This is a genomic window from Ruegeria sp. YTSC004 (assembly GCF_059609805.1).
Map to the genome: position 1 here is coordinate 296,784 of NZ_JBXWMJ010000001.1, position 25,306 is coordinate 322,089.

The window sequence follows — 25,306 nt, forward strand, 5'->3', positions numbered from 1 at the left end:
AAACATTGTATGAGGTTTTGATTTTACAAGGACTTCGCCGGAAAACCAGCGGTTCCGTGCCGAACTCAAAGCGGCCAGATCAGAGGGATCAACAGCGAAGCCAGCAAACCCACAGTCAGATTCAGCGGCACGCCAACTTTCAGAAAATCTGTGAACCTGTACCCACCGGGGCCGTAAACCATCATGTTGGTCTGATATCCGATCGGCGTCGCAAATGAAGCCGAGGCCGCCACCATGACTGCCACGACCAGCGGGCGCGGATCAACGCCCACTGCCTGCGCCAAACCAATGGCAATCGGCGTCACCACAACTGCCACGGCGTTATTCGACACCAGCTCTGTAAGCACAGAGGTCAGCAAATAGACCGCCCAGATGATCAGGAATGGTGGCAGGGCACCAAGACCCGGCGCCACGGCTTCGACAATTAAGGAAACTGCACCGGATTTATCCAAGGCCGCGCCTATGGCCAGCATTGAGAAGATGAGGGCCAGCAATCTTCCTTCGACAAAGGAAAACGCCTCATCCGCGTCGATGCAGCGCGTAATCAAAACTACCGCAACAGCCAGGATCGACAGCAGCAGGATGGGCGCAACGCCCAGCGCGGCCAGCACAACGATCCCGGTCAGCGCCCCGATGGCAATCGGCGCGTGGCTGCGGCGGAATGCGCGGGCCGAAGGTTGGGTCACATCGACCATATCCATATCAGCAGCCAGTTTCCGGATATCTGCAGGTGATCCCTCCAGTAGCAGCGTGTCACCGACCCGCACGACCAGATCATCCAATTGCCGCCCAATATTCTGGTTTCTTCGATGCACCGCCAGCACATAGACGCCATAACGGCGGCGTAAACGCATCGCGCCCAACGTCCGCCCGACCATGCGGCAACCCGGAGTGATCAGCACTTCGACCGTTTTGGTTTCGACCGCCGAGACCTGGTCGACACGCTTGAGTTCCTTGTTGGTTTGCAGGCTCAGCAACTCTGTCATCTCAGTCCGAAGAACGACACGGTCGCCAACTTTCAAAGCGACGCCCTTGAGGTTGCGCCGCAACGACTCGTCGCCGCGCACGACGTCGATCAGGCGCACGCCCGGGCGTTTGAATAGCTGCACGCCTGTCACCTCACGCCCGATCAGGTTGCTGTCGGGGGGAATGACAGCCTCGGTAAAGAACTTCATCTTCGACCGGTCGCTGAGCATGGATGCCATGCTGTCGCGATCCGGCAAAAGGCGCGGCGCGACAAAGCGAAGGTAGAACATGCCGTAAATCACCAGTGCAATACCCAGTGGGGTCACCTCGAAAATCGAAAACGGGGTCATCCCCTGCGCCCGCGCGACACCATCAACCAACAGGTTGGTCGAGGTCCCGATCAGGGTCAGCGTACCACCCAGAATGGCCGCATAACTAAGCGGGATCAGCAGTTTCGAGGCCGACACGTTCAGCGTCCGCGCGATCTGAACGAATACCGGGATCATCACGACCACCACGGGCGTGTTTGAAACCACCGCCGAGGCAAAGACAACAAAGGCCATCAACGTCGCGATTGCGACTTTGGGACTTACCTGTGCCTGTTTTTGCGCTGTCGATGTGAATGCGTCCAGTGCTCCGGTACGCACCAATGCTCCCATGATGATGAACATCGCGGCAATCGTCCAAGGGGCCGGATTTGACAGAACGGCAAGTGCGCTTTGATAGGGCAGAATGCCCGTCACCAGCATCACGGCCACGCCACCGATTGCGACCACTTCAGTCGGATAGGATTCGCGCAGGAACATGATGAACATGCCTGCAACGACCAACAGCGCCAGTATCGCGCTTCCCATTTCTGTCAGCTGAAGGAATTGCATTCTTGGTATTCTGTCCGAACCCTGGCCTGGCTTACGCGCCCGTCAGGCAGTTTCACGCATTGCGCGCGACAGAGCAAGCCTGACGTGCCCTTACTGTGGGCCAGCTTGCTGTAGCCGCCCACCAACGCGCACCATTTGAACAGATTTCGCCTGACCGTCACGGTCGTCGGTTTCAACGAACACTCCGCTCAGCGTGGCCTCACCATTAGCCGGAGTGAACCGGGCCTTGGGCATACCGGTGATGAACCGGCGCATCGGTTCCAGCTTATCCATGCCGATGACCGAGTCATAATCGCCGCACATGCCCGCATCCGTCAGATAGGCCGTGCCACCCGGCAGGATTTGCGCGTCCGCGGTTGGCACATGTGTATGCGTGCCCACAACAAGGCTGGCGCGTTTGTCGCAATAGTGACCCATGGCCATCTTTTCGGAAGTCGCTTCACAATGCATATCGACGATGATCGCCTGCGCTTGCCCGCCACGCGGGTGCGACTTCAGGATTGGTTCAACAGCAGAGAACGGATCATCAAAGGGGCGTTTCATGAAGACTTGCCCCAACACCTGAACAACCAGAACCTTGCGCCCGCCCGGCGCGGTGTACAACCGGTGGCCCCTGCCCGGCGCGCCCTTGGCAAAGTTCACCGGGCGCACGATACGGGGTTCACTTTCGATGAATTGCAACATGTCTTTCTGGTCGAACGCGTGATCGCCCAGTGTCAGGCAATCGGCCCCGGAATCCAGCAGCAGCTTGGCGTGATCCCCGGTCAGACCCATCCCGTTTGATGCGTTCTCGCCATTGACCACGACAAAATCCAACCGCCATTCGTCGCGCAGACGCGGCAAATGTTGCTGAATGGCCGCGCGTCCGGCGCGGCCCATCACGTCACCCAGAAAAAGTATCCTCATTCGAACTGTCCTAAGTGTGGTATCTCTCAAGCACAAGTGGTTAAGCTGGCAGAATAAACCGCCAAAGAACATAATGCAGGAGATTTCCCATGCGCCTTGCCCTTCTGACCGCCGCCAGTTTGACCGCGCTTTCAGCTTGCGACCAGCCTGCTTCAAACGACTCGTCCACCCAGCTGGCGAACCCGGCAGCAACCTTTTGCGTTGAAAGCGGCAATCGTTACGAAATCCGAGATGGCGAAGGCGGCCAGATCGGCATCTGCATCCTGCCCGACGGCACCGAAGTGGACGCGTGGGAGTACTTTCGCGAAAACAGCCCGACCTGAGGCGGTCAGGCCGAGAACGTCAGTACTCGGCTTTCAGTGATGACCATATCCAACGTCTGATCCGTGGGTTCCAACGGCAGCCCCTCGGCCTCTTGTGCGTCAAAGGCAAAGCCGATGGCCAGTGTGGGGCGCTTGGCGCGCAATCCCTCTAGCGTGCGGTCATAAAAGCCACCGCCATATCCCAGTCTTCCGCCTTGCGCGTCAAAAGCAACCAGCGGCACAACCAGAATCTCGGGGTCAAAATAATCGTCAATCTCGGGAACCTTGGCGCCGAACGGGCCGTCTTTCAACACGCCCTCGGGCGTCCAGCGCGAAAACCGCAACGCCTGTCCGGCGGCCTGAATGACTGGCACACCGACCGGACCATAAGCCGCGGCCTCGGCCATAGCAGGCAAAGGATCAATTTCGGTGCGGATCGGCATGTACCCCGACATCGGGACGCCGCGATGCCCCGCAAGCACTTCGGACAAACGTCCGGCTGCACCCGGCAAACGCGCATCGAATGCAACCTTCCGGCGCGCAAATGCCGCCTTACGGGCGATGGCCTTGATTTCAGTCAGATCGGTCACAGAAGCACCACGCTGGCAAGCCCAAGAAAGATGAAGAACCCCATGACATCCGTTGTGGTGGTCACGAAGGTCCCTGACGCCAGCGCCGGGTCAATGCCCAGACGATCCAGCACAACCGGTACTACCGTACCTGCGAAGCCTGCGATCGCCATATTCACGACCAAGGCCGAGCCGATCACGACACCCAGCAAGGGTGAATCGAACCACATCATGCCTACAGTCCCCAAAACGGTCGCGAAGCACAGACCATTGAGCACTCCCACAAGCAATTCTCGCCGGATAACGCGCGCCACGTTCGATCCGGTCAGGTCGCGCGTTGCAAGCGCCCGCACCGCAACCGTCAGTGACTGCGTCCCGGCATTCCCTCCCATCGAGGCAACGATCGGCATCAGGATTGCCAGTGCCACCAACTGATTGATCGCCGCTTCGAACTGCGAGATGACCAGTGACGCGCATATTGCGGTACACAGGTTGACGGCCAGCCACGGCAAGCGCCGCCTACTGGTTGCGGCGACACTGTCGGACAGCGAGCTTTCGTCGCTGACACCCGCAAGGCGTAACATGTCCTCTTCGTATTCTTCGTCCAGAACAACCATGGCGTCATCAATGGTAATCACGCCGACCAAACGCCCATCGGCATCAACCACCGGGGCGGAAATCAGGTGGTACTGGTTAAAGGCGTAGGCCACATCTTCTTCGTCCTGATCGACGGGGATGGTGTGAAATTCCTCTTCGGCGATGTCGTGCAACGGCACCTCGCGTCGGGTTGCCATCAGCTTGCCCAGCGTGACCTGTGCAACTGGTTTGAGCCGCGGATCAACCAGAACAACGTGGTAGAACTGTTCCGGCAAGTCATCATTGGCGCGCATGAAATCGATGGTCTGCCCCACGGTCCAATGCTCGGGCGACATGACCACCTCGCGCTGCATGAGGCGACCGGCCGAGTTTTCTGGATAAGACAGCGCCTGTTCCGCGGCGATCCGTTCGGAATCTTCCAATGCGCCCAGGATGGCTTCTTGCTGCGGCTCTTCAAGGTCTTCCAGCAGGTCGACAACGTCATCGCTTTCCATGTCCCGCACGGCGTCGGCCAGAACGTCGGGGCGCAGGACACTGATAACCTCTTCGCGGACGGACTCATCCAGTTCAGATAAGATATCGCCATCGAATTCCTTATCGTAAAGACGGATCAAACGGCCACGGTCATAGGGATTAATCTGTTCAAGGAGGTCGGCAATGTCCGCAGGGTGCAGCGGCTCCATCAGCTCGATCAGCCTGTCGCGATCTTCCACATCAACCGCATACAGGATCGCGGCAACCATCCGGCGATCCAGCGCATAGGCGTCATCGTCGCTTGCGGAGTCGATTACGGGTTCATCATAGCCTGTCGTCATGTCTGCCCCCGTTTGGTTCGCGCATTGACCCCTAATTAGAAGAAGCAGCTACCGGAAAACAATGACAATGCGCCGATTTACCGACAAGTTTCGCCCCACTATGCTGTTTCGCAGTCCCATACAGGCGGAGATGAACGGAAATGGCGCAAAAAACGCTGCTGAAAGGGCGTGTCCTGAGCTTCAACGGATCACCATTCGAAGGTGAACCGACAGAGGCTGTGACAATCAGCGAAGCGGTCTTGATCGAAGACGACCGCATATCTGCCGTCGGCGATGCCGACAGCTTGATATCCGCGAACCCCGATGCCGAAGTTGTAAACCACGGTCAGCACGTGATCATGGCTGGCTTTGTGGATGCGCATGTCCATTACCCACAGACCGCCATGATCGCCAGTTGGGGAAAGCGCCTGATCGACTGGCTGAACACATATACTTTCCCCGAGGAAATGAAGTTCGGGAATCCCGACTATGCAGCCGAGATCGCCAACCGTTATTTGGATCTGACGGCCTCGCATGGCACCACAACAATGTGCAGTTTCTGCACCATCCACCCCGAAAGCGTCGACGCATTCTTCACAGCCGCGCAGCAACGCCGGCAGCGTGTGGTGGCAGGCAAAACCTGCATGGATCGCAACGCGCCCGAAGGGCTGCGGGATACCCCGCAGACGGCCTATGATCAATCGCAGGCGCTGCTTGAGAAATGGCACGGTGTCGACCGGATATCCTACGCCATCACACCACGGTTCTCGCCCACATCCACGCCCGAGCAGCTTGAGGCGATGGGCGCACTGTGGGCCGAACACCCGCATTGCCTGATGCAAACACACCTGAGCGAGCAGACAGACGAAATCTCATGGGTTCGTGAGCTTTTCCCTGATGCGCGAGACTATCTGGATACCTATGAAAAGTTCGGGCTGCTGGGCTCGCATGGCGTTTACGGCCACGTTATCCACCTGGAATCGCGCGAACGTGACCGGCTGCGCGAGGTTGACGCCTCGCTGATCCATTGCCCGACCTCGAACACCTTTATCGGATCCGGCTTGTTCGACATGGACGGGCTGATGGGCGAAGGGCACCGGGTTGGTCTGGCAACAGATACTGGTGGCGGGTCGAGCTTTTCAATGCTGCACACGATGGCCTCGGCCTATGAAATCGGGCAGCTGCGCGGGTCGCCGCTGCACGCGGCACAACTGCTGTGGCTGGGCACGGTTGGCTCGGCCCGTACGCTGCGGATGGATGATTGCATTGGCAATGTCGCACCGGGGATGGAGGCTGATCTGGTCGTTCTTGACCTCGCCTCAACCCCCGCAATTGCCCAGCGTGAAGCCTGCGCCGATGATCTGTGGGAGGCGATCTTTCCTACGATCATGATGGGCGACGACCGGGCGATTGCTGAGGTTTGGATCGCCGGTCGCCGCGTGTCTTCCTAGGCCTGCAAAGCGCGGGCCAATTGGGTCTGCCGTTCGATCACGCGCGGCAGGTCCAACGTCGTGACATGCCCGTCGCGCACGATCTGGCGGCCTTCAACAAACAGGTGTTTCACCTTCATCGGTCCGGCCAAAAGCAATGCGGCCGGGTCCCAGCTGCCTGCACTTTCGATACCGCGCGTGTCCCATATGGCAATGTCGGCGCGCTTACCGGGCTCAAGCCGACCGCAATCGGGGCGGTTCAGCACATCTGCACCGCCACGCGTGGCAATCTCCAACGCTTCGCGTGACGACATTGCATCAGCGCCATTGGCAACGCGCTGCAGCAGCATGGCCTGTCGGGCCTCGAGGATCAGACTGCCGTTATCGTTGCTGGCCGAACCGTCGGCGCCCAGACCCACCGGAACTCCGTGATCACGCATGGTTCGAACCGGTGCGATACCGGACCCCAAGCGGCAGTTTGAGCACGGGCAATGCGCCACGCCCGTTTGGGTTCTGGCGAAAAGATCAATCTCGGCCCCGTCCAGTTTCACGCAATGCGCGTGCCAGACGTCTGATCCGGTCCAACCCAGATCTTCGGCATATTGACCAGGGCGGCACCCGAACTGCGCCTGCGAATACGCTATATCTTCATCATTTTCCGCCAGATGAGTGTGCAGCATCACACCTTTGTCGCGCGCAAGGATTGCTGTGTCGCGCATCAGGTCCCTGCTGACGGAAAACGGGGAGCAAGGTGCCAACCCTACCCGGCACATCGCCCCATCGGATGGATCATGAAACGCGTCAACCACGCGGATCATGTCGTCGAGGATATCGGATTCCACCTCGACCAATTCATCTGGCGGCAACCCGCCGTCGCTTTCCCCGATGCTCATTGCGCCGCGGGTCGGATGGAATCGCAGACCAATTTCGGCGGCGGCAGCGATCGTATCGTCCAGGCGCGCGCCGTTGGGGTAAAGGTAAAGGTGGTCAGAGCTGAGCGTACAGCCCGACAGAGCCAATTCAGCCAGACCAATCTGAGCCGACACAAACATCTCTTCAGGGCCGAAACGGGACCAGATCGGATAGAGTGTCTGCAACCATCCGAACAGCAATGCATCCTGCCCGCCCGGCACAGCCCGCGTCAGGGTTTGGTACAGATGGTGATGGGTATTCACCAGCCCGGGCGTCACAACACAACCCGCAGCATCGTGGATCTCACCGTCGGTTTGCAAGTTGTGGCCGATCTGCGCGATCTGCCCCTCCACGATCAGAATGTCTGCGCCCGACAACTCATGCCGCGCGTCATCCATCGTCAGAATGGTATCTGCATTTTTGATAAGGATTTCGGTCAATTCGCCCTCCTGCAACAGCCCGTCTCATGCAAGAAGTGCAAAGGCTGGCGGAAAACGGGCATAAGAACCAGCCGCGTAGAACCTACCCGACCGGCCAATTTGCAGCAACAAGTTTCAATAGTTGCGCAGGATTTCAAGTGCGACCGCGTGCAGTTCGGGATTCGCCGCCGCCAGAGCCCGCCCGCCATTATGGGCCGGACCGCCCCGCCAGTCAGTCACAACCCCACCAGCAGCCTCTATCACTGCAATGGGGGCCTGAATATCATAGGCGTTCAGGCTGGATTCGATCACCAGATCAACCTGACCCGCCGCCACCAGCGCATAGGCATAACAATCCATGCCATAACGGGTCAGCTTTGCTTGCCGGGCCACCGCTTCGAACCCTGCGCGGTCCTCAGGTGTGCCAACCTCTGGGAAGGTCGTAAAAACAACCGCCTGATCCAAGGCCGATGTCGAGCGTGTCTTCAACGATGCCGTTCCGGATGGGCCGGTGACCTGCGCGATATCCGCCGAACCCACAAACCGTTCGCCGATATAGGGCTGGTCGATCACCCCCATGATCGGGCCGTCAGCTGTGCTGAGCGCAATCAGAACCCCCCAGGTCGGAGTACCGCTGATGAACCCGCGGGTACCGTCGATGGGGTCCAGAACCCAGGTCCGGCCGCTTGAGCCTTCTTCGCGACCAAACTCTTCGCCAAAAATGCCATCTTCGGGCCGATGACGCGCCACAACCGCGCGCATCGCCGTTTCGGCGTTGCGGTCAGCAATGGTTACGGGGTCAAACCCATCTTCCAGTTTGTTCGTGGTGTCCAGATTGGTTTGCCGAAAATACGGAAGAATGGCCGCACGCGCCGCGTCGGCCATTTCTTCGGCAACTTCCAGATCGCTTAGAGAGGTCTCTTGCATGCGTAACCCGTGAGGTGCGCACGGTTTGGAGTCAACCCGCTAATTTATGCTACGTCGCTGAGAACCCGAGCAAGCTCGAACAGGCGGCGGCGCTGGTTTTCGGGAATCGCGTAATAGGACCGCACGAGGTCCAGCGCTTCCTTGTCCCCCATCAGATCGGCAGGAACCGACTTTTTGCCAGAGGTTTCCTTTTCGGCCTCTTCCAGACCTTCAAAGAAAAAGCTGACGGGAACGTCCAATGCTTCGGCAATGTCCCACAGGCGAGACGCGCTGATCCGGTTGGCCCCAGTTTCATACTTTTGAATTTGTTGAAACTTAATACCAACTTGTTCCGCCAGCTGCTGCTGGGTCATGCCAATCAGCCAGCGGCGATGCCGGACGCGCTTACCCACATGGACATCGACGTGATGGGTCATTGGTATTCTCCTCTTTTACACACAACTACCTGGGGCGCGCGTTGCTTTTTATCGCAACACTAGCGAGTCGCACTTAACCACTCCCTAATTTGGAACATACCCCCAAAACAGCACCATAGCGCAATATTGCCGCATTTGGGTAATTTTTCAAGAAGGTTGAATCTGTTTCGGGTCACAAAGATTTAGGGTTGTGTGTTTTTAATGCTGGGATAGTCCCCACGTGCACCTGAAAGGAACCGAATTGGCCGGGGAATAGATTGACAAACCCTGGCTGAAAAGAATCTATGCCCCAAAATTACGGAGCGCGATCATGCAGGCATTCACGATACAATCCCAGGGAAGCGCCGCCCAATTGGCTGATATTGACCTTCCCGAACCCGGCACCGGGCAAGTACGCATCGCGATCAAGGCCTGCGGATTGAATTTTGCCGACTTGCTGATGCAGAAGGGTACGTATCAGGACACGCCCGAGGCTCCGTTCACGCTGGGTATGGAAGTTGCGGGTGTTGTCGACAAGCTGGGTAACGGTGTTACGCGCTTGAATGTCGGGGACCGTGTGGCCGTTTATTCCGGTCAGGGCGGACTGGCGGAATATGGCGTTTTTGATGCGAGTCGCGCGATTCCCCTGCCCGATGCAATCAGCTTTGAAAGTGCCGCGGCCATTCAGATCGCTTACGGCACCAGCCACATCGCCCTTGATCATCGGGCGCATCTCCGGCCGGGCGAGACCCTTTTGGTGACCGGTGCCGCAGGTGGGGTTGGACTTACCGCCGTCGAAATCGGCAAGCTGATGGGCGCGACGGTAATTGCCCATGCGCGTGGGCAGGAAAAACTGGATGTGGCCCGCGCGGCTGGTGCGGATCACCTGATCGACGCCTCGGAAGACCTACGCGCACGCGTCAAGGATCTGGGCGGCGCGGATGTCGTCTATGACGCTGTCGGAGGGGATGTCTTCAAAGCCGCGTTCCGGGCAACCAACCCCGAAGGCCGTCTGTTGCCCATCGGGTTTGCGGGCGGCGACGTTCCCCAAATTCCGGCCAACCATCTGTTGGTAAAAAACCTGACTGTGATTGGGTTTTACATCGGCGGCTATCTGAGATTCCGACCGCAGATTGTACAGGACAGCTTTGACACGCTGTTCGGCTGGCTCGCCGAAGGGCGGATCAAGCCGCATATCAGCCACGTTCTTCCACTGGCCGAGGCCGACAAAGGCATGCAACTGCTGCGCGACCGCGTGGCCACCGGCAAAGTAGTTATTACCCCCTGACGGGCGCTTACCCCACCACAGCCTTGAGCGGGGCACTGCCCAGCATACGAAAATTCTGACGCACCAGCGCGGCCAGCGATTCGACGACAGCGCCGCGCCCGGTCTCGCCCCCATACAGATTGATCATGTGGGCCGGCAGTTCCGGCAAAGCCCCTCCGGTATCGATCTGTTCAAGATGTGCGGGTTCGGTCCCGTCCAGCATCGCGTGAACAGCCAGATCCGCGCTGACTGTCGCCTCGATCGTGCGGTCGTTTTCTGTTTCGACCGACAGTTCCCACGGGATACCTTCCGCATCGAGGGCCGAGATCATCTGGGGCCGGAACGCGCACCGCCGTCCGACGGCCAATGGAATCGGATTCTTACGCCATGCTGACCCGCCCGGCGCCCCAATCCACCGCAAGGGCAACTCAGCGACGGTCTCAGATCCATCACTGGCTGAGGCTTCGGTTGTCAGGATCAGATCGCACTCGCCGCGTTTGAACATTTCTTTCAGCTGAAGTGAATATGACGAAATCAGCTGCACCCGAACCCGCGGGAAGTCAGCATTGAAACGCTGCAAGACCCGCGGGATGGCCGGGTAGACGATGTCATGTGGAACGCCCAGAACGACCTCGCCTTCATAGGCCTGATCCGTGAGCTTTGAGATTACTTCGTCATTCAGCGCGATCATGCGCCGGGCATAGGCCAGCAGCTGTTCACCGGATGCAGTCAACGCAATTGTGCGCCCACTACGGTCCAACAATTCAAGGCCCAGCAGCTCTTCCAACCGCTTCAACTGCATCGACACGGCGGATTGCGTCAGATGCAGAAATCCGGCGGCCCTTGTGACGCCACCCTGGTCAGCAACGGCAACGAAGGAACGGAGCGTGGTGATATCCAGATTTCGCATGTTCACAAATCCTTATGTATCTCTTCATAAATATTCATTTTCAAAATGTGACATGTTGCGCCATATAAATCAAGGAAGTTGATGGAAAGACGGTTATCCATCATGAAACAGAGAAAGGACAATAAATATGACCCAAATTGCAATCAAACAGCACTGCAAACAGCAGCGTCGCTCTTTGTTGTCCTCGCTTCGGGATGCCCTCTCTCTTCTGCGTCAGCGTCAAACGCTTGCCAGACTTGATGATCGCGCTCTGGAAGACATCGGCGTCACCCGCCAACAGGCCGAAGCCGAGGCGTCACGATCCATTTGGGATGCGCCGGAGTTCTGGCAAAAGTGATTCGACACTGCACCTTTTCTCGGTGAATGGCAGCGCGAACCGTCGGGCTGCCATTTTTGTTGCGTGTTTTAGCCAGTTTCGGGCGTTAAACCCTTGAAACACAGCCCGCACTTGCCGATATTTGCGGGGAACGGGGCCAATTCCATTGGTCCGACAAGAAATATGCAAAGGGAGACCCTTAATGGCACAATTTGACACGATCCGGACGGCGACCGGTGCGCGCGCTGCCCAGATTGACGAGGGCCTACGCGCCCATATGAATAAAGTCTACGGCACGATGTCTGTGGGCATGCTGATTACATTCATGGCTGCCTGGGCCATTTCCGGACTTGCAACCACAACCGACCCATCGGCCGCAGCGGGGCAAATCAGCTCGGGCACCTATCTGACGTCGCTGGGTGCCGCGATCTATACCTCGCCGCTACGCTGGGTGATCATGTTTGCACCGCTGGCGTTCATCTTTGGCTTTAGCGCCGGTATCAACCGCTTGTCCGCCGCAGCTGCACAGCTGGTGTTCTATGCATTCGCAGCGGTGATGGGCCTGTCGATCAGCTGGATTTTCATTGCCTTTACCGGCATGTCGATCATTCAGGTGTTCCTGATCACGTCGATCGCTTTCGCAGGACTGTCCTTGTACGGCTACGTCACCAAGAAAGACCTGTCTGGAATGGGTACATTTCTGATCATGGGTCTTATTGGCCTGATCGTGGCGATGGTTGTAAACATCTTCCTGCAGTCACCCGCGATGATGTACGCGATCTCGGTGATCGGCGTTCTGATCTTTGCTGGTCTGACCGCCTATGACACTCAGAAGATCAAAACCACCTACCTGCAGATGGCCCATTCGGGCGACCAGGAGTGGTTGGGTAAAGCCGCAATCATGGGCGCGCTGAGCCTGTATCTGGACTTTATCAACATGTTCATGTTCCTTCTGCAGCTGTTCGGCAACCGCGAATAAGACAGACGGAATTCGATTTCAAAGGCGGGCCAGATTGGCCCGCCTTTTTTGTTTGCCTCGCTGCATGGCATCCCGAGATAGCAAACAGGCGGCGCAAACTTGTGACGTTAAGAACAAAGAAAGCCTCCACCCACACGGTGGAGGCTTTCTTTAGTTGTATCTTTTTGGTTCGATCAGCTGCAGTTCAGAGCAACCGCAAAACCCGAGCTGCGCGACGACGACCCCTTGCGGAACACGTCACCCGCAGGCAGGCACCCGGTAAACTGTTCGGCATTTTGGCCAAAGGCTGCGCCGACGTTGTTGTCCACGCGGGTGCTGTTGTTTTCGGTCCGAAGCACTCCGAACAAAGTGCCGTTCACGCTGACTGTGCTTAAGAACATGTTCATGTCCGAACCGGTCAGAACAACTGAGTTTGTGTCGCTGCGTCCGCCATTGTCGATCGCGACGCGGGCTACTTTTTCCGCCTCGGTCTGATCCGTTACGACCGGGATGGATGGCAACAAAGCCAATTCCGCCGGAATATTCGTGGCGTCGGGAAGGAACGAGACCGCACCCGGAACATCCGAGAGGGTCCGCGGCTCACCATCGATGCCCGTGAAGCCAACACCCGAGCGGTTATAGGGGTCTTCACAAGCCGCAAGGGCGAATACGGCAATTGTGGATAACAAGATTTTTTTCATGGCGACCAACATTTTGGAACGATTTGCTGAAGCGTATGGCCAAGGGGTTCCAAAAAGCAACCCGGCGCCCAACCGAATGGGCGTTACGCTGATGCGTCACTGCAACGGCCAATTCCCGATCCAGGACATTTCACCCAGCCGCATGCACAAAGAAAAAGGGTTCCGCATCAGCGAAACCCTTTTCCATTCTGTCCAAGTTGGACGGCAGATTACTTAATCTTGCCTTCCTTGTACTCGACATGTTTCCGAACAACCGGGTCGTATTTACGAACGGTCATTTTCTCGGTCATGGTGCGAGCGTTCTTTTTGGTCACGTAGAAGTGGCCCGTGCCCGCGGTCGAGTTCAGACGGATCTTGATTGTCGTCGGCTTCGCCATGGTTATCTCCTGCGTCCGAAAAGGCAGGGGCCTTTCGGTTGAATTCCTATGAGCGTGCGCTTTTACGCCTTGCACGGCTCGTGTCAAGGGCAATCAGGCACATGTCCTCCGGTTTGGGGATCAGGCTTAGGTCGAAAGGGTTGGCGCACCCATATACGTGTGTATCTGGTCGCGTTCAGCATCGGATAATCCCAGCGCAGTGGCCAGTTGCACGAGGTAAGATGCCTCGCGCTGATTATCCAGACGAATCGCCGCCAGAGACGTCGCATAGACCTGCGTTTTCAGTGGCGCGCCGGAATCAGCAGCCAATCCGATCACATCAATCGGGCCATTCAACTGATCCTGGACAAAGGCGCGTTCTTCATCGCTGATGTCATCACCCAATTCGCCCAGAATGGTTTCCTTCTCTTGCTCGTCTAGCTCTCCGTCCGCCTTGGCCGCCTGGATCATCGCGCGCAGCATCAGCTTGGCTTGCTCCTCCATCGCCGCGCCCCCGGGTGTGCCTTTGAACACCGTGTCCATCATGTCGACGGTCTGCTGGCTGCCTGACTTTGCTGCCCCCTGCATGGCATTCATCAGCCCACCAAGACCTGCGGCCCCTGCCGGATTGGCCATGCCAAGCTTTCCAATCATCTCTTGCAGCCCACCGGCACCCCCCGGCATCCCGAACTGTTCTGCCATCTTGCCCAGTTGATCCATGCCAAAGCCGCCCCCGGCGCCCTGCATCATATCTTGAAGACCGGCCATACCGCCCATTTGCTTGTACTTTTCCATGCCTTTTGCTGCAGCAAATCCAACTGCGACCGAAGCCAGTGCCTTCATGAAACTCATAACAATCCTCCCAATATTAAAAATGCGTTTTTGCAATATAGCAGATATCTGCGACTCAATAATCCACGGATTAAGCAGATGCCCTAACGCTAGCGCAAAGCTGACCAATGGTGGCTTCGTTTAAGCAAGTGAACATGTAACAGGCGTATTCCTATACAAGTGCATGTCTAATTTGTCAGAAATTCGAATTTGTGATAGTAACCGCGCCATCTACAATCCAAAGAAGCCAATTTCCGGCTCGATCTTCGAGGCACCATGAACAGGCAAGCAACCGTGCAAGCAGGGTTTGCACGATTGATTTTGTTTAGGGGGCATCATGACTGAATGGACTATTAAGGGCGAAGAGCTGGCCAACTGTAACTGCAACTTCGGTTGTCCTTGCCAGTTCAGCGTACTTCCAACACATGGCAATTGCGAAGCCGTCGTCGTATTCGACATCGAAAGCGGTCACTATGGGGACACCGACCTGGCGGGCGTAAGGGCGGCTGGGGTGTACTATTGGCCCGGCCCGATCCATGAGGGCAACGGTCAGATGCAACTGATCATAGATGCCAGCGCCAGCGCCGATCAGCGCGCGGCCCTGCAAGCCATAATGACCGGTGAAGATACTGATGAAATGGCAACCTTCTGGTATGTCTATAGCGCTATGGCTCCGACCAAACATGAAACGCTTTTCGTTCCGATTGAGCTGAACTGGGACCGCGACGAGCGCACCGGGTTTGCAAAGGTGAATGGCGTCTTCGATGTCGAGGTCAGCCCGATTCCGCATATCGTTTCGGGTGCGGCGCACCGGGCGTCAATTCAGCTGCCAAACGGGTTTGAATACCGGCACGCCGAAGCTGCCTCGGGCTCGGCCAAGACACATGGCGGCGAAATTAGCCTGACCTTTGACGCGACACATGCTCATCTGGCCCACCTGAACATTTCGGGCCACGGTGTCTTGGGCGCCTGATCCGGGGGTCATCATGACATCCCATCCCACACCGCCCCGCACTGGGCCGGTTGAGCGGCTTATGCGGCGTGAGCGGGTCATCGTGCTGTTCGGTGTGTCGCTGATTGTTTTGGCTGCAGCCTGGTACACCATCGCCGGGATCGGCATGAACATGACGGCCAGCGAAATGACCAATATGGCGGGTCCGATCGGAGAACCCATGCACATGGGCGAAGCGCCCAGTTGGGGTGTGCAATACGTAATCCTGATCTTTCTGATGTGGTGGGTCATGATGATCGCGATGATGACCCCCAGCGCTGCACCTGCGGTCTTGCTGTATTCGGCGATAAAGCGTGCGGGACCCGAACGTGACAAGGCAGCGCAGTTCAGTTTTTGCTTTCTCGCAGGCTACCTGATCGCCTGGGCTTTGTTCAGCCTTGCCGCGACGGGGTTGCAATGGGGTCTGGAAAACATCGGGCTGTCCGATGGTCCAATGATGACGATCCGGTCCAAAACATTTGCTGGCTGCGTCCTGATTGCGGCAGGCGCGTATCAGCTTTCGGACCTCAAGTCTGCCTGTCTGCGGCTTTGTCAAAGCCCTGCCCGGTTCATTGCCGTCCATCACAAACCTGGCGCGTTTGGTGCGTTCCGAACCGGTGCGTTGCATGGGCTGTATTGTCTGGGCTGTTGCTGGGCCTTGATGGCCCTGCTGTTCGTAGGCGGGATCATGAATCTGTACTGGATTGCCGGAATTGCCATTTACGTGGCTTTGGAAAAGCTGCTGCCGGGCGCACGCTGGTTGCCCACTTTGACCGGCTTGGCTCTGATTGCAGTGGGTTTCTGGGTCGCCTTGGACGCCATTGTGAGCATTTTTTAGATCCCGTTTCCAGGCCGCGGAACCGGTCAATTTCAGCGTTCCAGACCATTGAACCAAGGAGAAGACTTATGCCTATTTTCATCACTTATGCGACCTACTCCCAGGATGGCGTCAAAGGAATGCTGAAGAAGCCTGCAGACCGCACGGCGGCCGTCCGGGCGTTGCTGAAAAAAGTCGGCGGCAAGCTTTTGGCTTTTTACATGACGACCGGCGAAAATGACGTGGTGGTCGTAAGTGAAGTTCCGGATGGCACTGACGCAGTAGCCATTGGAATGGCCGTTGCGGCCTCGGGTGCAGTATCAAACGTTGAAACAGTACGCGCCTGGAAGGCGAAGGACTTTGCCGCCATTACCAAAAAGGCCGCCAAGCTGACCGGGGCTTACACGCCGCCCGGTAAGTGAACAGAGTTATGCGCGGAGGGCCTGTAAGCCGGATCTTGTTCCGGGGTTGCCCCCTTCGATGACCATTCCTCTAGGCCGTGCATTGCTGCGCGGCTCAAGCTGCCAACCCGGTCCCTCTTGGCCAGGACGTGCCTAGCGGCGGTTTCGGCTGACGCCGACCTGCCCGCGCGGGGACCCTATTTGGCATTGCTCCCGGTGGGGCTTGCCGTGCCGCCACTGTTGCCAGCGGCGCGGTGGGCTCTTACCCCACCGTTTCACCCTTACCTCGGACCTAAGTCCGGGGCGGTTTGATTTCTGTGGCGCTTTCCGTCGGGTTGCCCCGCCCGGGCGTTACCCGGCACCGTTGTCTTGTGGAGTCCGGACTTTCCTCTCGGGCCTTGCGACCCCAGCGGCCATCCGGCCCTCCGCGCAAGCGGTGGGTATGCCTTGTGCCAAGCCGCGTCAAGAGTGGAGAGCGTGCGAAGGGGCCAGCCCCTTCTGGGCCTGCGGCCAATTCAACCCCGGGATATTTTTGCCCGTTGAAGAGCGGATCAGGATTGTGGGGTCAAGGGCGCGAAGTCGGCTGGCCGCAATGGCCCTTTGCCCCAGGGGCGATATCGCAGACGAACGGCACTCAGGAGGGTTTCGTCGTCTACTTCAGCACTGAATCCGGCCGCTTGAGCTAGGGTACGAAATCGGTCCTGTGGGGCATCTTGTCGACCATCGCCTTGTTCGCGTGATGCGGCCAGCGCGTTGCGTTCCAGCCGCAGCCAGTCAAATCGTGGGCCCGGATCGAATTTTCGCCCGGGTGCCATGTCGGAATGGCCGATAACGCCGTTTGGCTGGATGGTCCAACGGTGCATGATCTTATGCAACAATTTCTCCAACCGTTGCATTTGCGGTTCTGAGAACGGGTGTATGCCGGTGTTGTCCAGTTCGATGCCGATCGAACGGGAGTTGATGTCGCTCTGACTGTGCCACTCGCCAGCCCCTGCGTGCCAGGCGCGGTCCCCTTCCCGCACCAACTGCCAGAGTGTTCCGTCACCACCTATCAGGTAGTGCGCCGAAACTTCGTGGACGGGATCGCATAGCCTGTCCAGCGCCTCTTGCGCGCTGTTCATTGCCGTATAGTGCAAAACGATCAGGGACGGCTTCAGCCCGTCCCTACGCGGCCCGAAGTTGGGCGATGGGTGCCAGATCGGCGCCAATGCGTCAGTTGTTGACGGCACTGCGGAAGGCACTGGGATCCCAGCCACAAGCGTATCCATCCCCATCGGGGTCCAGCCCGTTGCGGTCCCGCTGCGGGCCACCATTGGACAGAAACTCGATCTGAGCCTGGTCGGGCGACGGGAACTTGGCGCAGTTCCGTTGAGCCTTGGCTTCGAGGTTAAAGCCAGCGCGACTGTATAGCTGCGTGCCGACGGGATTTGAGGTGCTTAGAGCGTATTGCACGATATTGGGCTGGCCGTCCGATCCGCGCTGCGGAACAGCAGTTGGGGTGACGACTTCGTAGGTCTGGCGGTTCTGTTGAATCAGGGCCGCGTCGTTTTCGATCGTGCGACGTCCTGATACAGCCGCAAAATCCTGTTCGTCGGAGATCGCATTGTTACTGGCGGCGGACAGCGGGACTTGCGTCAACGTGCTTTGCCCCGAAGTGTTGGCCAATGCAGCCGCGGTTGCCGACGCGATATCTGCGTTGTCCCCGGTCGGCGCGGTGCCAGGAGCGCCAAGTTGCTGTTCTGAGACTTCAGCAGGCCCAACCAAAGGGTTTCCGGTGTAGCCCGGGCCAGCCAGCGCGGCCTCGCGCTGTGCCTGATATTGAGGCGTGTTAAATCCTGTACCCTGGACCGGGGCCACCGTGTTGCAGGCGGCCACAAGCCCGATTGCGGGGATCAGAAGCGTAAAGCGCATTCAGCTGCTCCGTCTTAGCTGGTCTTGCCTGATCCGAGGATTACCACCATTTACCCGGCTTGGCCACAAATCCAGCGGCGCTTTCCAACGCATAGGCCGTGTTCAGCAAATCGCCTTCTTCCCATGGACGGCCGATCAGTTGCAGACCCAAAGGCAAGCCCTGTTGGTCCAGACCTGCGGGAACCGAGATACCGGGCAAGCCGGCAAGGTTCACTGTCACGGTAAAGACGTCGTTGAGGTACATCTGCACCGGGTCCGCCTCGGTCATCTCGCCCAGACCGAAGGACGCCGACGGGGTAGCAGGCGTCAGAATCGCATCGATCCCTGCGGCAAAGACATCTTCGAAATCTTTCTTGATCAGCGTCCGCACCTTACGGGCGCGGTTATAGTAGGCATCATAGAACCCTGCCGACAGCACATAGGTGCCGATCATGACCCGGCGCTGAACTTCGTGGCCAAAGCCTTCGGCGCGGGTCTTTTCGTACATCTCGGTGATACCGTCGCCCTGTGCCAGCTGCGCGCGGCGACCATAACGGACACCGTCATAACGCGCGAGGTTCGAGGACGCTTCGGCAGGTGCAATCACGTAGTATGCGGGCAGCGCATACTTGGTGTGCGGCAGCGAAATGTCGACGATTTCAGCACCCGCTGCTTTCAACATCTCGGCGCCTTCGGCCCAGAGTTTTTCAATCTCAGCCGGCATCCCGTCCATGCGGTATTCTTTGGGGATACCGATTTTCTTGCCTTTGATATCGCCGGTTAGCATGGCCTCGAAGTTCGGAACTGCCAGTTCCGTACTGGTCGAATCCTTGGGGTCGTGACCACACATCGCCTCGAGCATGATGGCTGCATCGCGCACGTTTTTAGTCATCGGACCCGCCTGATCCAGCGAGGACGCAAAAGCCACGATGCCCCAGCGCGAGCAACGACCATAAGTCGGCTTGATACCAGTGATACCTACAAACGCTGCAGGTTGACGAATTGAACCGCCTGTATCGGTGCCGGTGGCGGCCAGGCACAGGTCTGCTGCCACAGCCGAGGCCGACCCGCCAGATGAGCCACCGGGTGTCAGTTGTGCGTCGTCATTGCCGCGACGCCAAGGGCTGACCGCGTTGCCGTAAACCGATGTCTCGTTTGACGAGCCCATGGCGAATTCGTCCATGTTCAGTTTGCCCAGCATGACTGCGCCAGAGTCGGCCAACTGCTGGGATACTGTGGATTCGTATTCAGGCTTGAAACCTTCAAGGATTTTCGATGCCGCCTGTGAAGGCACCCCTTTGGTGCAGAACAAGTCCTTAATGCCGATCGGCAGGCCGCACATAGAAGGTGCATCGCCGCCCTTGATCCGCTCGTCCGCCGCCTTGGCGCGCTCCAGCGCGATTTCTGGCGTTTTGTGAACAAAAGCGTTCAGCGCGTCGGCGTCATCGATCGCTTTCAGGCAGGACTCGGTCAACTCAACCGAGGTTACGTCACCGGCACGCAATGCGTCACGAGCTTCGGCCAGGCCCAGTTTGTTCAGATCGCTCATGTCTTACTCCACAACTTTGGGAACAGCGAAGAACCCTTCGCGCGCATCGGGGGCATTGGCCAGAACCTTGTCCTGCTGGTTCCCGTCGGTCACCACGTCCTCGCGACGTTTCAGGCGCATCGGTTCGACCGAAACCATCGGCTCGACACCTTCAACATCCACTTCATTGAGTTGTTCGATGAAGCCAAGGATGGTGTTGAATTCGGATGCCAGCGCAGGCAGCGCGTCATCCTCGACCTTGATCCGGGCCAGTTTGGCCACCTTGGCGGCGTTGCTTTGGTCAATCGACATCGGATATCCTCATATGCGTTAGGGGGCATTTACCTGTCTGGTCGCCGGGTCGCAAGACCGGCAAGGCGCTGATCCATCCTTGAGCGCATGGCAAAGGTCCATAAATCCTGTCCGATCATTCATTTCTGAATACCCCGAAGTAAAAAAGTGAACCGATTAGTTCACTTCACATCTTGAAATACTGAACTGAACTGTTCATTTCATATGACACGGCACAGCCTTATATGGAGAAAAACGATGAAAACGTTCATGACTGCCTTTGTACTGGCCACTACGGTTCTTGCTGCGCAAGCTCAGGCGGGCGCTTTTGGCCCAAGCATGGACACCCTGACCCGCAGCCTGATTTTCCCCGATCAGGTGTCGGAACCTGTCACCCAGGATCAGAACAAACCGGGCAAGTAATTTAGCCCGCAAAACCGGGTCGGGTCTAAATGCCCCGGCCCGACAATTGCCTGCTGCGTTCCGCGCGGCGTATCGCTACGGTGGTCCACAGTAACCCGCCGGCCTGCCCTGCAAACCCGGCAAGCCAACGGAGCGGAAGATGAACGCGCGCAAGCAAGCTGTTATGGACGCAATTGATGCGGCCAACTCACACGCCCCCAACCTCGAAGACGGCCAGCCCGCTGAACTGCTTTATGGTCAGCGCATGAGCGCTGAGTTGGACAGGTTGTTCCCCGACGCCTCTGACCCGTTGCAGATTGCAGCGCGGGGTCAGCATGTGGAACGATGGAAGCTCGCGCGTAGTGAATACCCGGAAGGTCGTGCCGGATATCTGGCTTGGCGCAAGGCGCAGGGCGTCCACCACGCCGAGATCGTGATGGGGCTTATGAAACAGAACGGCTACTCTGCCGAGGATATCGAATCTGCTGGCCGGATGCTGCGCAAACAGGGCATCAAGCGTGACGACGAGGTGCAGGCGCTGGAGGATGTCATCTGCTTTGTTTTCCTCAAATGGTATTTCGCTCCGTTTGCCAAAAAGCACTCAGCCGAGAAAATTCAAAGTATTGTCGAAAAAACCGCGCGCAAGATGTCGGATCAAGGCCGTGCACGCGTGCTGTCCGAATTTGACCTGCCCGCAGAACTGGCCGCAGCGTTTCAGGCCTGAGCCGCGCGGGTCAGGTGCCTACGATACACCTCGATCATCCAGCCCAGCATGAGGGCATTCAGGATGTGCCACATGAAATGCGTGCCAAACGGGATCTGCCCACATATGGGTTCGTCCAGCGTACGAAAGGTGATCGATGCGATCAGGATCATCGCCCCGATGGCCAGACCACGGGCGGTGTCCGGCACCCGGCGGCGCAAAAGGAACGCATAGATCAAGATCAGCAGCGGCACAGGGGCATAGGCTGCTGATCCACCCAATCCCGGCACAAGCTGGAACAAGGGCACCGTAGCTGTGGCATAGGGAACGAACAGCGCCGTCACGATCCCGGCCGTAAGCGGCCGCATGTGCCAGACGTCCCGGTTGATCGCGAAAATGTAGACCAAGATGTACAGCAAAATCGGCAGAACATCCGCCATGGCGGCCCAGACCTGCGCGTGCGTATGGAACAGGTAGCTGCCAAGCCCGATGGCCGTCAGAATGGCCACCAACAGCATCGCCAGCGGCATCCCCTGCCCGCGCACGCGTCGCCACATGACAAAAGCCGCAATCAGAAACGCCGCGTTTGTCACCGCGTTTATCGGCTCGGCCCAATAGGCGGGCGACAAGCGCTCGCAATAGCCATCAATTTCCTGAAACCAGTCCATGAACTTTTACATAGCCGATGCTAAGTTAATGCCAACAATTTGTTTTGGGAGGATGAATTCATGAACATCATTTGGCTGGGACACGGCAGTTTCCGCATCGAAACCGGCGGACAGGTTCTGCTGGTCGACCCCTGGCTGACGGGTAACCCAGTCTTGTCCGAGGAACAGCATGATGACGCGCTAAACGATGCGACTCATATCCTTCTGACGCATACACACTTCGATCACGTCGCCGATGTCGTATCGCTGGCCAAGCACCTGAACGTCCCCGTGGTCGGACAATACGACCTAATGGGGTATTGGAGCGAGTCCGAAGGCCTGGAAACCATCGGCTACAACAAGGGCGGCACCGTGAACCTGAACGGCGTCAAAGTGTCGATGGTGCCAGCCTCTCACAGCTCGACATTTTCAACACCTGACGGGCTGCGTACCGGCGGCAGCGAGGTTGGATTCATGATAGCCTCGGACGGGCACATGCTGTATGTCTCGGGCGATACCGACATCATGGCCGATATGGATTGGATGGGGGATTACTACAAACCCGATATCGGGATCCTGTCGGCAGGCGGTCACTTCACGATGGACATGAAGGGCGCGGCATATGCGGCCAAGCGGTATTTCAATTTCAAGACCGTGATTCCCTGCCACTACAAGACCTTCCCGATCCTCGAACAATCAGCTCAGGCGCTGGTCGACGGGTTGCCGGGGGTCGATGTCATCGAACCCGAAGTGATGAAGGCCATTACCATATAGGGTCAACGCCGTGCGGCGAAGAACTCTTTCAGAAGCTCGGCGGCCTCCTGCCCTCCGATACCGTCGTAAACCTCTGGCACGTGGTGTGCTTGTGTATGGGTGAAAACCCGCGCGCCATGAGCAACGCCACCTGATTTCGGATCGGCGGCCCCGTAATAGATGCGCCGGATACGCGCCGCTGCCAGAGCCGCCGCACACATCGCGCAAGGCTCTAACGTCACATAGAGATCGTGATCGGGCAGACGTTCGGATCCGGCTGCGGCGCATGCAGCACGCAGGGCCAGTATCTCGGCATGGGCGGTGGGATCGTTCAGTTCTCGTGTTCGGTTGCCCGCAGAGGCCACGATCGATCCATCGGGGCCGGCAATAACAGCGCCCACAGGCACCTCGCCGCGATCCGCCGCAGCGCGCGCTTCAACCAACGCCATATCCATATGTGATCTGAACGCCATGCCTCTGACTGCAACAGAAACCTGTCTTTCGCAAGCGGCTGGGATGCGCTATGGGCTGCGGATGACCAAAACCCCTCCTCCAGGCGACCGGATCGCCAAAGTCCTTGCCCGCGCAGGCGTTGCCTCGCGCCGTGAAGCCGAACGCATGATCGAAGCAGGTCGTGTGAGTGTAAACGGCAAGACAATCGACAGCCCCGCGCTGAACGTCACCGCCAAAGACAAGATCTTTGTCGACGGCAAACCGGTGTCGGAACCGGAACCTTCGCGCCTGTGGCTGTACCACAAACCTTCGGGTCTGGTGACAACGACACGTGACGAAAAAGGACGCGCGACCATTTTTGACAAACTGCCCGAGGATATGCCCCGGGTCATGAGCGTTGGGCGGTTGGACCTGAACTCGGAAGGGTTGCTGCTGTTGACCAATGATGGCGGCATCAAGCGCAAGTTGGAACTGCCCTCGACCGGATGGCTACGCAAGTACCGCGTGCGGGTGAATGGCCGCCCAAAGGATGAGGATTTTGCACCGCTTCGTAAAGGGCTTGTGATCGACGGGGAACGCTTTTTGCCGATGGACGTCACGCTGGACCGTCAACAAGGCGCAAATGCCTGGCTGACCATCGGTCTGCGCGAAGGCAAGAACCGTGAAATTCGGCGTGCGATAGAAGATATCGGTTTTGCGGTGAACCGGCTGCTGCGAGTGTCCTACGGCCCCTTCCAGCTGGGAAGCCTGAAACCCGGCGAAGTCGAAGAGATCCGCCGACGGGTCATGCGCGATCAACTGGGGTTGGAAGCCGAGCCCGAAGCACCGGCCAAACGACCCGCTCGCCCACAGCGAAATCGGCCCCTGGTCGGCAAGAAACCTCGCAAGTGACGCAGGTTAGGCAACCTTCCCCCTAGCGCCACGGCCTCTCATGGCCTAGATTTCCCCAAGGGACATTTTTGGGGGGCGCCATGTCCGGGACCGGAGTGCAAAAATTAGCCTATGTTGTGCTGTTGGCACTAATGCTTGGCGTGTGCACTGGCCTGCTAGGGGGCTTGTGAGCGCATGACCAAACGGTATGGCGGAAAATACAGCCCTCAAGGCGACTCGGCACAGCCAGACCAAAACCCGCGTGGCCAGTTTGACGGCGCACGCGTCGAACCTGCTGGCGCCCGCGCCAACCTTTTGTTCTTGCCCGCGATCCCTTTGGTGTTCCTGTCACTGAACGACGGCGCAGTTGGCATGACAATTGGGCTGATTGCAGCCGGCGTTTTGACCGGCGCGGCCTTCCTCTTGCGTGAAGGATTGCGGGCCGAGTCTGCCTATAATGCCCGGCGCACCGCCCGTCGCCCGGCGTTTCCCAGAAAAATATTCTCCAGTCTCCTGACCGGGCTTGGGATCGGGTTGGCCGCATACCGCACAGAATTTCTGGATGCGGCTACAGCGTCCGAGGCTAGCCTTATTGCGCCGATCCTGTTCGGCTTGGTAGCTGGTGCCCTCCACTCAGCCTCATTCGGAATTGATCCGATGAAAGACAAGGGTATGGAGGGCATCGATACCTTTCAGCAAGACCGCGTTGCCCGCGTAGTTGAAGACGCCGAAACGCACCTGTCCGAGATGACCGACGCCATCAAACGTGCGGGCGACCGCAGGATCGAGGCCCGCGTTGAACGGTTTCAGGATACCGCCCGCGAACTGTTCCGCACGGTCGAGGAAGACCCGCGCGATCTGGCCGGTGCGCGAAAATACCTGACCGTTTACTTAAAGGGCGCGCGTGACGCGACGGTCAAATTCGCCGACGTGTACGCCCGAACACGCGACACGCAGGCGCTGGAGGATTATTCGTCCCTCCTGGATGATCTTGAACAGAATTTTGCGGCGCGCACCCGCAAGTTGCTTTTGGACGACCGCAGTGATCTGACGGTTGAAATTGATGTGTTGCGCGAAAGGCTGCAACGCGAAGGCGTCCGGTTGGACTGACCGGCCACAATTTGAG

General features: G+C 58.1%; 30 protein-coding genes and 1 other RNA gene. 13 read left to right on the forward strand and 18 right to left on the reverse strand.

The features are described from left to right. Nucleotides 1-65 precede the first annotated feature (65 nt). Both AC2FFP_RS01470 and AC2FFP_RS01475 read right to left on the reverse strand, forming a co-directional pair. Nucleotides 66-1,844, reverse strand: a complete 1,779-nt coding sequence (locus AC2FFP_RS01470) for an SLC13 family permease (RefSeq protein WP_496767831.1) — start codon at nucleotides 1,842-1,844, stop codon at nucleotides 66-68. A gap of 90 nt (nucleotides 1,845-1,934) precedes the next feature. Beyond that, complete coding sequence (locus AC2FFP_RS01475) at nucleotides 1,935-2,750, reverse strand: TIGR00282 family metallophosphoesterase (protein WP_496767829.1); 816 nt, start codon at nucleotides 2,748-2,750, stop codon at nucleotides 1,935-1,937. A gap of 89 nt (nucleotides 2,751-2,839) precedes the next feature. On the opposite strand from AC2FFP_RS01475, the gene AC2FFP_RS01480 reads away from it, so the two are divergent. Then, complete coding sequence (locus tag AC2FFP_RS01480; protein ID WP_058275635.1) at nucleotides 2,840-3,073, forward strand: putative hemolysin; 234 nt, start codon at nucleotides 2,840-2,842, stop codon at nucleotides 3,071-3,073. A gap of 5 nt (nucleotides 3,074-3,078) precedes the next feature. On the opposite strand, the gene AC2FFP_RS01485 is transcribed toward AC2FFP_RS01480, so the two are convergent. Together AC2FFP_RS01485 and mgtE are read right to left on the reverse strand one after the other, a co-directional pair. Then, entirely contained in the window at nucleotides 3,079-3,642 is a 564-nt protein-coding gene (locus AC2FFP_RS01485; protein ID WP_496767827.1) for a 5-formyltetrahydrofolate cyclo-ligase, read from the reverse strand. Next, entirely contained in the window at nucleotides 3,639-5,033 is a 1,395-nt protein-coding gene (mgtE, locus tag AC2FFP_RS01490) for a magnesium transporter (protein ID WP_496767825.1), read from the reverse strand. The genes AC2FFP_RS01485 and mgtE overlap by 4 nt, the downstream gene beginning before the upstream one ends. Before the next feature lie 140 nt (nucleotides 5,034-5,173). On the opposite strand from mgtE, the gene guaD reads away from it, so the two are divergent. Beyond that, complete coding sequence (gene guaD / locus AC2FFP_RS01495) at nucleotides 5,174-6,463, forward strand: guanine deaminase (protein ID WP_496767822.1); 1,290 nt, start codon at nucleotides 5,174-5,176, stop codon at nucleotides 6,461-6,463. On the opposite strand, the gene AC2FFP_RS01500 is transcribed toward guaD, so the two are convergent. The 3 genes from AC2FFP_RS01500 to AC2FFP_RS01510 form a co-directional block, all read right to left on the reverse strand. Beyond that, on the reverse strand, nucleotides 6,460-7,794 hold the full coding sequence (locus AC2FFP_RS01500) for an 8-oxoguanine deaminase (protein ID WP_496767820.1): 1,335 nt from the start codon (nucleotides 7,792-7,794) through the stop codon (nucleotides 6,460-6,462). The genes guaD and AC2FFP_RS01500 overlap by 4 nt on opposite strands. Nucleotides 7,795-7,908: 114 nt before the next feature. Continuing rightward, the gene (hisN, locus tag AC2FFP_RS01505) at nucleotides 7,909-8,700 is read right to left on the reverse strand and encodes a histidinol-phosphatase (RefSeq protein ID WP_496767818.1); all 792 of its coding nucleotides are present in this window, start codon (nucleotides 8,698-8,700) and stop codon (nucleotides 7,909-7,911) included. A gap of 44 nt (nucleotides 8,701-8,744) precedes the next feature. Further along, on the reverse strand, nucleotides 8,745-9,116 hold the full coding sequence (locus AC2FFP_RS01510) for a helix-turn-helix domain-containing protein (protein WP_109313179.1): 372 nt from the start codon (nucleotides 9,114-9,116) through the stop codon (nucleotides 8,745-8,747). Between the two features lie 310 nt (nucleotides 9,117-9,426). Here AC2FFP_RS01510 and AC2FFP_RS01515 point away from each other — a divergent pair, with 310 nt between their 5' ends. Continuing rightward, nucleotides 9,427-10,383 carry an NADPH:quinone oxidoreductase family protein gene (locus tag AC2FFP_RS01515; protein WP_496724243.1) on the forward strand — a complete coding sequence of 319 codons (957 nt, stop codon included), beginning with the start codon at nucleotides 9,427-9,429 and terminating at the stop codon, nucleotides 10,381-10,383. Between the two features lie 7 nt (nucleotides 10,384-10,390). Here AC2FFP_RS01515 and AC2FFP_RS01520 read toward each other — a convergent pair whose 3' ends face one another. After that, complete coding sequence (locus AC2FFP_RS01520) at nucleotides 10,391-11,272, reverse strand: LysR family transcriptional regulator (RefSeq protein ID WP_496738107.1); 882 nt, start codon at nucleotides 11,270-11,272, stop codon at nucleotides 10,391-10,393. A gap of 127 nt (nucleotides 11,273-11,399) precedes the next feature. Between AC2FFP_RS01520 and AC2FFP_RS01525 the strand changes: the two genes are divergently transcribed. Beyond that, a complete protein-coding gene (locus AC2FFP_RS01525) occupies nucleotides 11,400-11,609 on the forward strand; it encodes a DUF1127 domain-containing protein (protein WP_496880640.1) in 210 nt (69 codons plus the stop codon). Nucleotides 11,610-11,790: 181 nt separating this feature from the next. Beyond that, a complete protein-coding gene (locus tag AC2FFP_RS01530; protein WP_058275627.1) occupies nucleotides 11,791-12,567 on the forward strand; it encodes a Bax inhibitor-1/YccA family protein in 777 nt (258 codons plus the stop codon). Nucleotides 12,568-12,740: 173 nt separating this feature from the next. Here AC2FFP_RS01530 and AC2FFP_RS01535 read toward each other — a convergent pair whose 3' ends face one another. From AC2FFP_RS01535 to AC2FFP_RS01545, 3 genes are all read right to left on the reverse strand, one after another. Next, complete coding sequence (locus tag AC2FFP_RS01535) at nucleotides 12,741-13,247, reverse strand: hypothetical protein (protein WP_496767814.1); 507 nt, start codon at nucleotides 13,245-13,247, stop codon at nucleotides 12,741-12,743. A 209-nt stretch (nucleotides 13,248-13,456) separates the two neighbouring features. Continuing rightward, nucleotides 13,457-13,624 (reverse strand): 50S ribosomal protein L33, encoded by a 168-nt coding sequence (gene rpmG, locus AC2FFP_RS01540; RefSeq protein WP_007799108.1) that lies wholly within the window; start codon nucleotides 13,622-13,624, stop codon nucleotides 13,457-13,459. A 126-nt stretch (nucleotides 13,625-13,750) separates the two neighbouring features. Beyond that, nucleotides 13,751-14,455, reverse strand: coding sequence for a DUF533 domain-containing protein (locus AC2FFP_RS01545; RefSeq protein WP_496767812.1), 705 nt, complete (start codon nucleotides 14,453-14,455; stop codon nucleotides 13,751-13,753). Between the two features lie 316 nt (nucleotides 14,456-14,771). Here AC2FFP_RS01545 and AC2FFP_RS01550 point away from each other — a divergent pair, with 316 nt between their 5' ends. From AC2FFP_RS01550 to AC2FFP_RS01560, 3 genes are all read left to right on the forward strand, one after another. Further along, a complete protein-coding gene (locus tag AC2FFP_RS01550; RefSeq protein WP_108859367.1) occupies nucleotides 14,772-15,407 on the forward strand; it encodes a DUF1326 domain-containing protein in 636 nt (211 codons plus the stop codon). 13 nt (nucleotides 15,408-15,420) lie between these two features. After that, complete coding sequence (locus AC2FFP_RS01555) at nucleotides 15,421-16,263, forward strand: DUF2182 domain-containing protein (protein WP_496767810.1); 843 nt, start codon at nucleotides 15,421-15,423, stop codon at nucleotides 16,261-16,263. Between the two features lie 68 nt (nucleotides 16,264-16,331). Beyond that, a complete protein-coding gene (locus AC2FFP_RS01560; protein WP_058275623.1) occupies nucleotides 16,332-16,664 on the forward strand; it encodes a GYD domain-containing protein in 333 nt (110 codons plus the stop codon). Nucleotides 16,665-16,672: 8 nt separating this feature from the next. Here AC2FFP_RS01560 and rnpB read toward each other — a convergent pair. The 5 genes from rnpB to gatC all read right to left on the reverse strand — a co-directional run bounded on the left by rnpB (nucleotide 16,673) and on the right by gatC (nucleotide 20,373). After that, an RNA gene (gene rnpB, locus AC2FFP_RS01565) (RNase P RNA component class A) lies at nucleotides 16,673-17,072 on the reverse strand. A 122-nt stretch (nucleotides 17,073-17,194) separates the two neighbouring features. Next, nucleotides 17,195-17,899 carry an N-acetylmuramoyl-L-alanine amidase gene (locus tag AC2FFP_RS01570; protein WP_496767808.1) on the reverse strand — a complete coding sequence of 235 codons (705 nt, stop codon included), beginning with the start codon at nucleotides 17,897-17,899 and terminating at the stop codon, nucleotides 17,195-17,197. Continuing rightward, nucleotides 17,856-18,554: a hypothetical protein gene (locus AC2FFP_RS01575; protein ID WP_496767806.1), complete on the reverse strand. Its 699-nt coding sequence runs from the start codon at nucleotides 18,552-18,554 to the stop codon at nucleotides 17,856-17,858. Before AC2FFP_RS01575 ends, AC2FFP_RS01570 begins: the two co-directional genes overlap by 44 nt. 40 nt (nucleotides 18,555-18,594) lie before the next feature. Beyond that, a complete protein-coding gene (gene gatA / locus AC2FFP_RS01580; RefSeq protein WP_496767804.1) occupies nucleotides 18,595-20,082 on the reverse strand; it encodes an Asp-tRNA(Asn)/Glu-tRNA(Gln) amidotransferase subunit GatA in 1,488 nt (495 codons plus the stop codon). Nucleotides 20,083-20,085: 3 nt separating this feature from the next. Then, nucleotides 20,086-20,373: an Asp-tRNA(Asn)/Glu-tRNA(Gln) amidotransferase subunit GatC gene (gatC, locus tag AC2FFP_RS01585; protein WP_058275619.1), complete on the reverse strand. Its 288-nt coding sequence runs from the start codon at nucleotides 20,371-20,373 to the stop codon at nucleotides 20,086-20,088. A 237-nt stretch (nucleotides 20,374-20,610) separates the two neighbouring features. On the opposite strand from gatC, the gene AC2FFP_RS01590 reads away from it, so the two are divergent. Further along, nucleotides 20,611-20,775: a hypothetical protein gene (locus tag AC2FFP_RS01590; RefSeq protein WP_186437502.1), complete on the forward strand. Its 165-nt coding sequence runs from the start codon at nucleotides 20,611-20,613 to the stop codon at nucleotides 20,773-20,775. Nucleotides 20,776-20,914: 139 nt separating this feature from the next. Beyond that, nucleotides 20,915-21,478 (forward strand): DUF4202 domain-containing protein, encoded by a 564-nt coding sequence (locus tag AC2FFP_RS01595; RefSeq protein ID WP_496880641.1) that lies wholly within the window; start codon nucleotides 20,915-20,917, stop codon nucleotides 21,476-21,478. On the opposite strand, the gene AC2FFP_RS01600 is transcribed toward AC2FFP_RS01595, so the two are convergent. Continuing rightward, nucleotides 21,469-22,125 (reverse strand): ceramidase domain-containing protein, encoded by a 657-nt coding sequence (locus tag AC2FFP_RS01600; RefSeq protein ID WP_496880642.1) that lies wholly within the window; start codon nucleotides 22,123-22,125, stop codon nucleotides 21,469-21,471. The two genes, AC2FFP_RS01595 and AC2FFP_RS01600, sit on opposite strands and share 10 nt — an antisense overlap. 60 nt (nucleotides 22,126-22,185) lie before the next feature. On the opposite strand from AC2FFP_RS01600, the gene AC2FFP_RS01605 reads away from it, so the two are divergent. Beyond that, nucleotides 22,186-22,878, forward strand: a complete 693-nt coding sequence (locus AC2FFP_RS01605; protein WP_496843582.1) for a metal-dependent hydrolase — start codon at nucleotides 22,186-22,188, stop codon at nucleotides 22,876-22,878. A 2-nt stretch (nucleotides 22,879-22,880) separates the two neighbouring features. Here the strand turns inward: AC2FFP_RS01605 and AC2FFP_RS01610 are convergent, their stop codons facing one another. Continuing rightward, complete coding sequence (locus AC2FFP_RS01610) at nucleotides 22,881-23,330, reverse strand: nucleoside deaminase (RefSeq protein ID WP_496880643.1); 450 nt, start codon at nucleotides 23,328-23,330, stop codon at nucleotides 22,881-22,883. A 61-nt stretch (nucleotides 23,331-23,391) separates the two neighbouring features. Between AC2FFP_RS01610 and AC2FFP_RS01615 the strand changes: the two genes are divergently transcribed. Both AC2FFP_RS01615 and AC2FFP_RS01620 read left to right on the forward strand, forming a co-directional pair. Next, nucleotides 23,392-24,201 carry a pseudouridine synthase gene (locus AC2FFP_RS01615; RefSeq protein ID WP_496843584.1) on the forward strand — a complete coding sequence of 270 codons (810 nt, stop codon included), beginning with the start codon at nucleotides 23,392-23,394 and terminating at the stop codon, nucleotides 24,199-24,201. A gap of 174 nt (nucleotides 24,202-24,375) precedes the next feature. Then, nucleotides 24,376-25,290 (forward strand): 5-bromo-4-chloroindolyl phosphate hydrolysis family protein, encoded by a 915-nt coding sequence (locus AC2FFP_RS01620; RefSeq protein WP_496880644.1) that lies wholly within the window; start codon nucleotides 24,376-24,378, stop codon nucleotides 25,288-25,290. The last annotated feature ends 16 nt before the right edge of the window (nucleotides 25,291-25,306 follow it).

What these genes read in the sequence shown, in the direction of transcription:
- AC2FFP_RS01480 (WP_058275635.1), top strand. Translation starts at nt 2,840, where the DNA reads ATGCGCCTTGCCCTTCTGACCGCCGCCAGTTTGACCGCGCTTTCAGCT.
- AC2FFP_RS01555 (WP_496767810.1), top strand. Translation starts at nt 15,421, where the DNA reads ATGACATCCCATCCCACACCGCCCCGCACTGGGCCGGTTGAGCGGCTT.
- mgtE (WP_496767825.1), bottom strand. Translation starts at nt 5,033, where the DNA reads ATGACGACAGGCTATGATGAACCCGTAATCGACTCCGCAAGCGACGAT.
- hisN (WP_496767818.1), bottom strand. Translation starts at nt 8,700, where the DNA reads ATGCAAGAGACCTCTCTAAGCGATCTGGAAGTTGCCGAAGAAATGGCC.
- AC2FFP_RS01510 (WP_109313179.1), bottom strand. Translation starts at nt 9,116, where the DNA reads ATGACCCATCACGTCGATGTCCATGTGGGTAAGCGCGTCCGGCATCGC.
- AC2FFP_RS01605 (WP_496843582.1), top strand. Translation starts at nt 22,186, where the DNA reads ATGAACATCATTTGGCTGGGACACGGCAGTTTCCGCATCGAAACCGGC.
- AC2FFP_RS01475 (WP_496767829.1), bottom strand. Translation starts at nt 2,750, where the DNA reads ATGAGGATACTTTTTCTGGGTGACGTGATGGGCCGCGCCGGACGCGCG.
- AC2FFP_RS01610 (WP_496880643.1), bottom strand. Translation starts at nt 23,330, where the DNA reads ATGGCGTTCAGATCACATATGGATATGGCGTTGGTTGAAGCGCGCGCT.
- AC2FFP_RS01515 (WP_496724243.1), top strand. Translation starts at nt 9,427, where the DNA reads ATGCAGGCATTCACGATACAATCCCAGGGAAGCGCCGCCCAATTGGCT.
- AC2FFP_RS01615 (WP_496843584.1), top strand. Translation starts at nt 23,392, where the DNA reads ATGACCAAAACCCCTCCTCCAGGCGACCGGATCGCCAAAGTCCTTGCC.
- AC2FFP_RS01525 (WP_496880640.1), top strand. Translation starts at nt 11,400, where the DNA reads ATGACCCAAATTGCAATCAAACAGCACTGCAAACAGCAGCGTCGCTCT.
- AC2FFP_RS01520 (WP_496738107.1), bottom strand. Translation starts at nt 11,272, where the DNA reads ATGCGAAATCTGGATATCACCACGCTCCGTTCCTTCGTTGCCGTTGCT.
- AC2FFP_RS01550 (WP_108859367.1), top strand. Translation starts at nt 14,772, where the DNA reads ATGACTGAATGGACTATTAAGGGCGAAGAGCTGGCCAACTGTAACTGC.
- gatA (WP_496767804.1), bottom strand. Translation starts at nt 20,082, where the DNA reads ATGAGCGATCTGAACAAACTGGGCCTGGCCGAAGCTCGTGACGCATTG.
- AC2FFP_RS01545 (WP_496767812.1), bottom strand. Translation starts at nt 14,455, where the DNA reads ATGAGTTTCATGAAGGCACTGGCTTCGGTCGCAGTTGGATTTGCTGCA.
- AC2FFP_RS01530 (WP_058275627.1), top strand. Translation starts at nt 11,791, where the DNA reads ATGGCACAATTTGACACGATCCGGACGGCGACCGGTGCGCGCGCTGCC.
- AC2FFP_RS01560 (WP_058275623.1), top strand. Translation starts at nt 16,332, where the DNA reads ATGCCTATTTTCATCACTTATGCGACCTACTCCCAGGATGGCGTCAAA.
- rpmG (WP_007799108.1), bottom strand. Translation starts at nt 13,624, where the DNA reads ATGGCGAAGCCGACGACAATCAAGATCCGTCTGAACTCGACCGCGGGC.
- AC2FFP_RS01575 (WP_496767806.1), bottom strand. Translation starts at nt 18,554, where the DNA reads ATGCGCTTTACGCTTCTGATCCCCGCAATCGGGCTTGTGGCCGCCTGC.
- gatC (WP_058275619.1), bottom strand. Translation starts at nt 20,373, where the DNA reads ATGTCGATTGACCAAAGCAACGCCGCCAAGGTGGCCAAACTGGCCCGG.
- AC2FFP_RS01590 (WP_186437502.1), top strand. Translation starts at nt 20,611, where the DNA reads ATGAAAACGTTCATGACTGCCTTTGTACTGGCCACTACGGTTCTTGCT.
- AC2FFP_RS01535 (WP_496767814.1), bottom strand. Translation starts at nt 13,247, where the DNA reads ATGAAAAAAATCTTGTTATCCACAATTGCCGTATTCGCCCTTGCGGCT.
- AC2FFP_RS01620 (WP_496880644.1), top strand. Translation starts at nt 24,376, where the DNA reads ATGACCAAACGGTATGGCGGAAAATACAGCCCTCAAGGCGACTCGGCA.
- AC2FFP_RS01470 (WP_496767831.1), bottom strand. Translation starts at nt 1,844, where the DNA reads ATGCAATTCCTTCAGCTGACAGAAATGGGAAGCGCGATACTGGCGCTG.
- AC2FFP_RS01600 (WP_496880642.1), bottom strand. Translation starts at nt 22,125, where the DNA reads ATGGACTGGTTTCAGGAAATTGATGGCTATTGCGAGCGCTTGTCGCCC.
- guaD (WP_496767822.1), top strand. Translation starts at nt 5,174, where the DNA reads ATGGCGCAAAAAACGCTGCTGAAAGGGCGTGTCCTGAGCTTCAACGGA.
- AC2FFP_RS01595 (WP_496880641.1), top strand. Translation starts at nt 20,915, where the DNA reads ATGAACGCGCGCAAGCAAGCTGTTATGGACGCAATTGATGCGGCCAAC.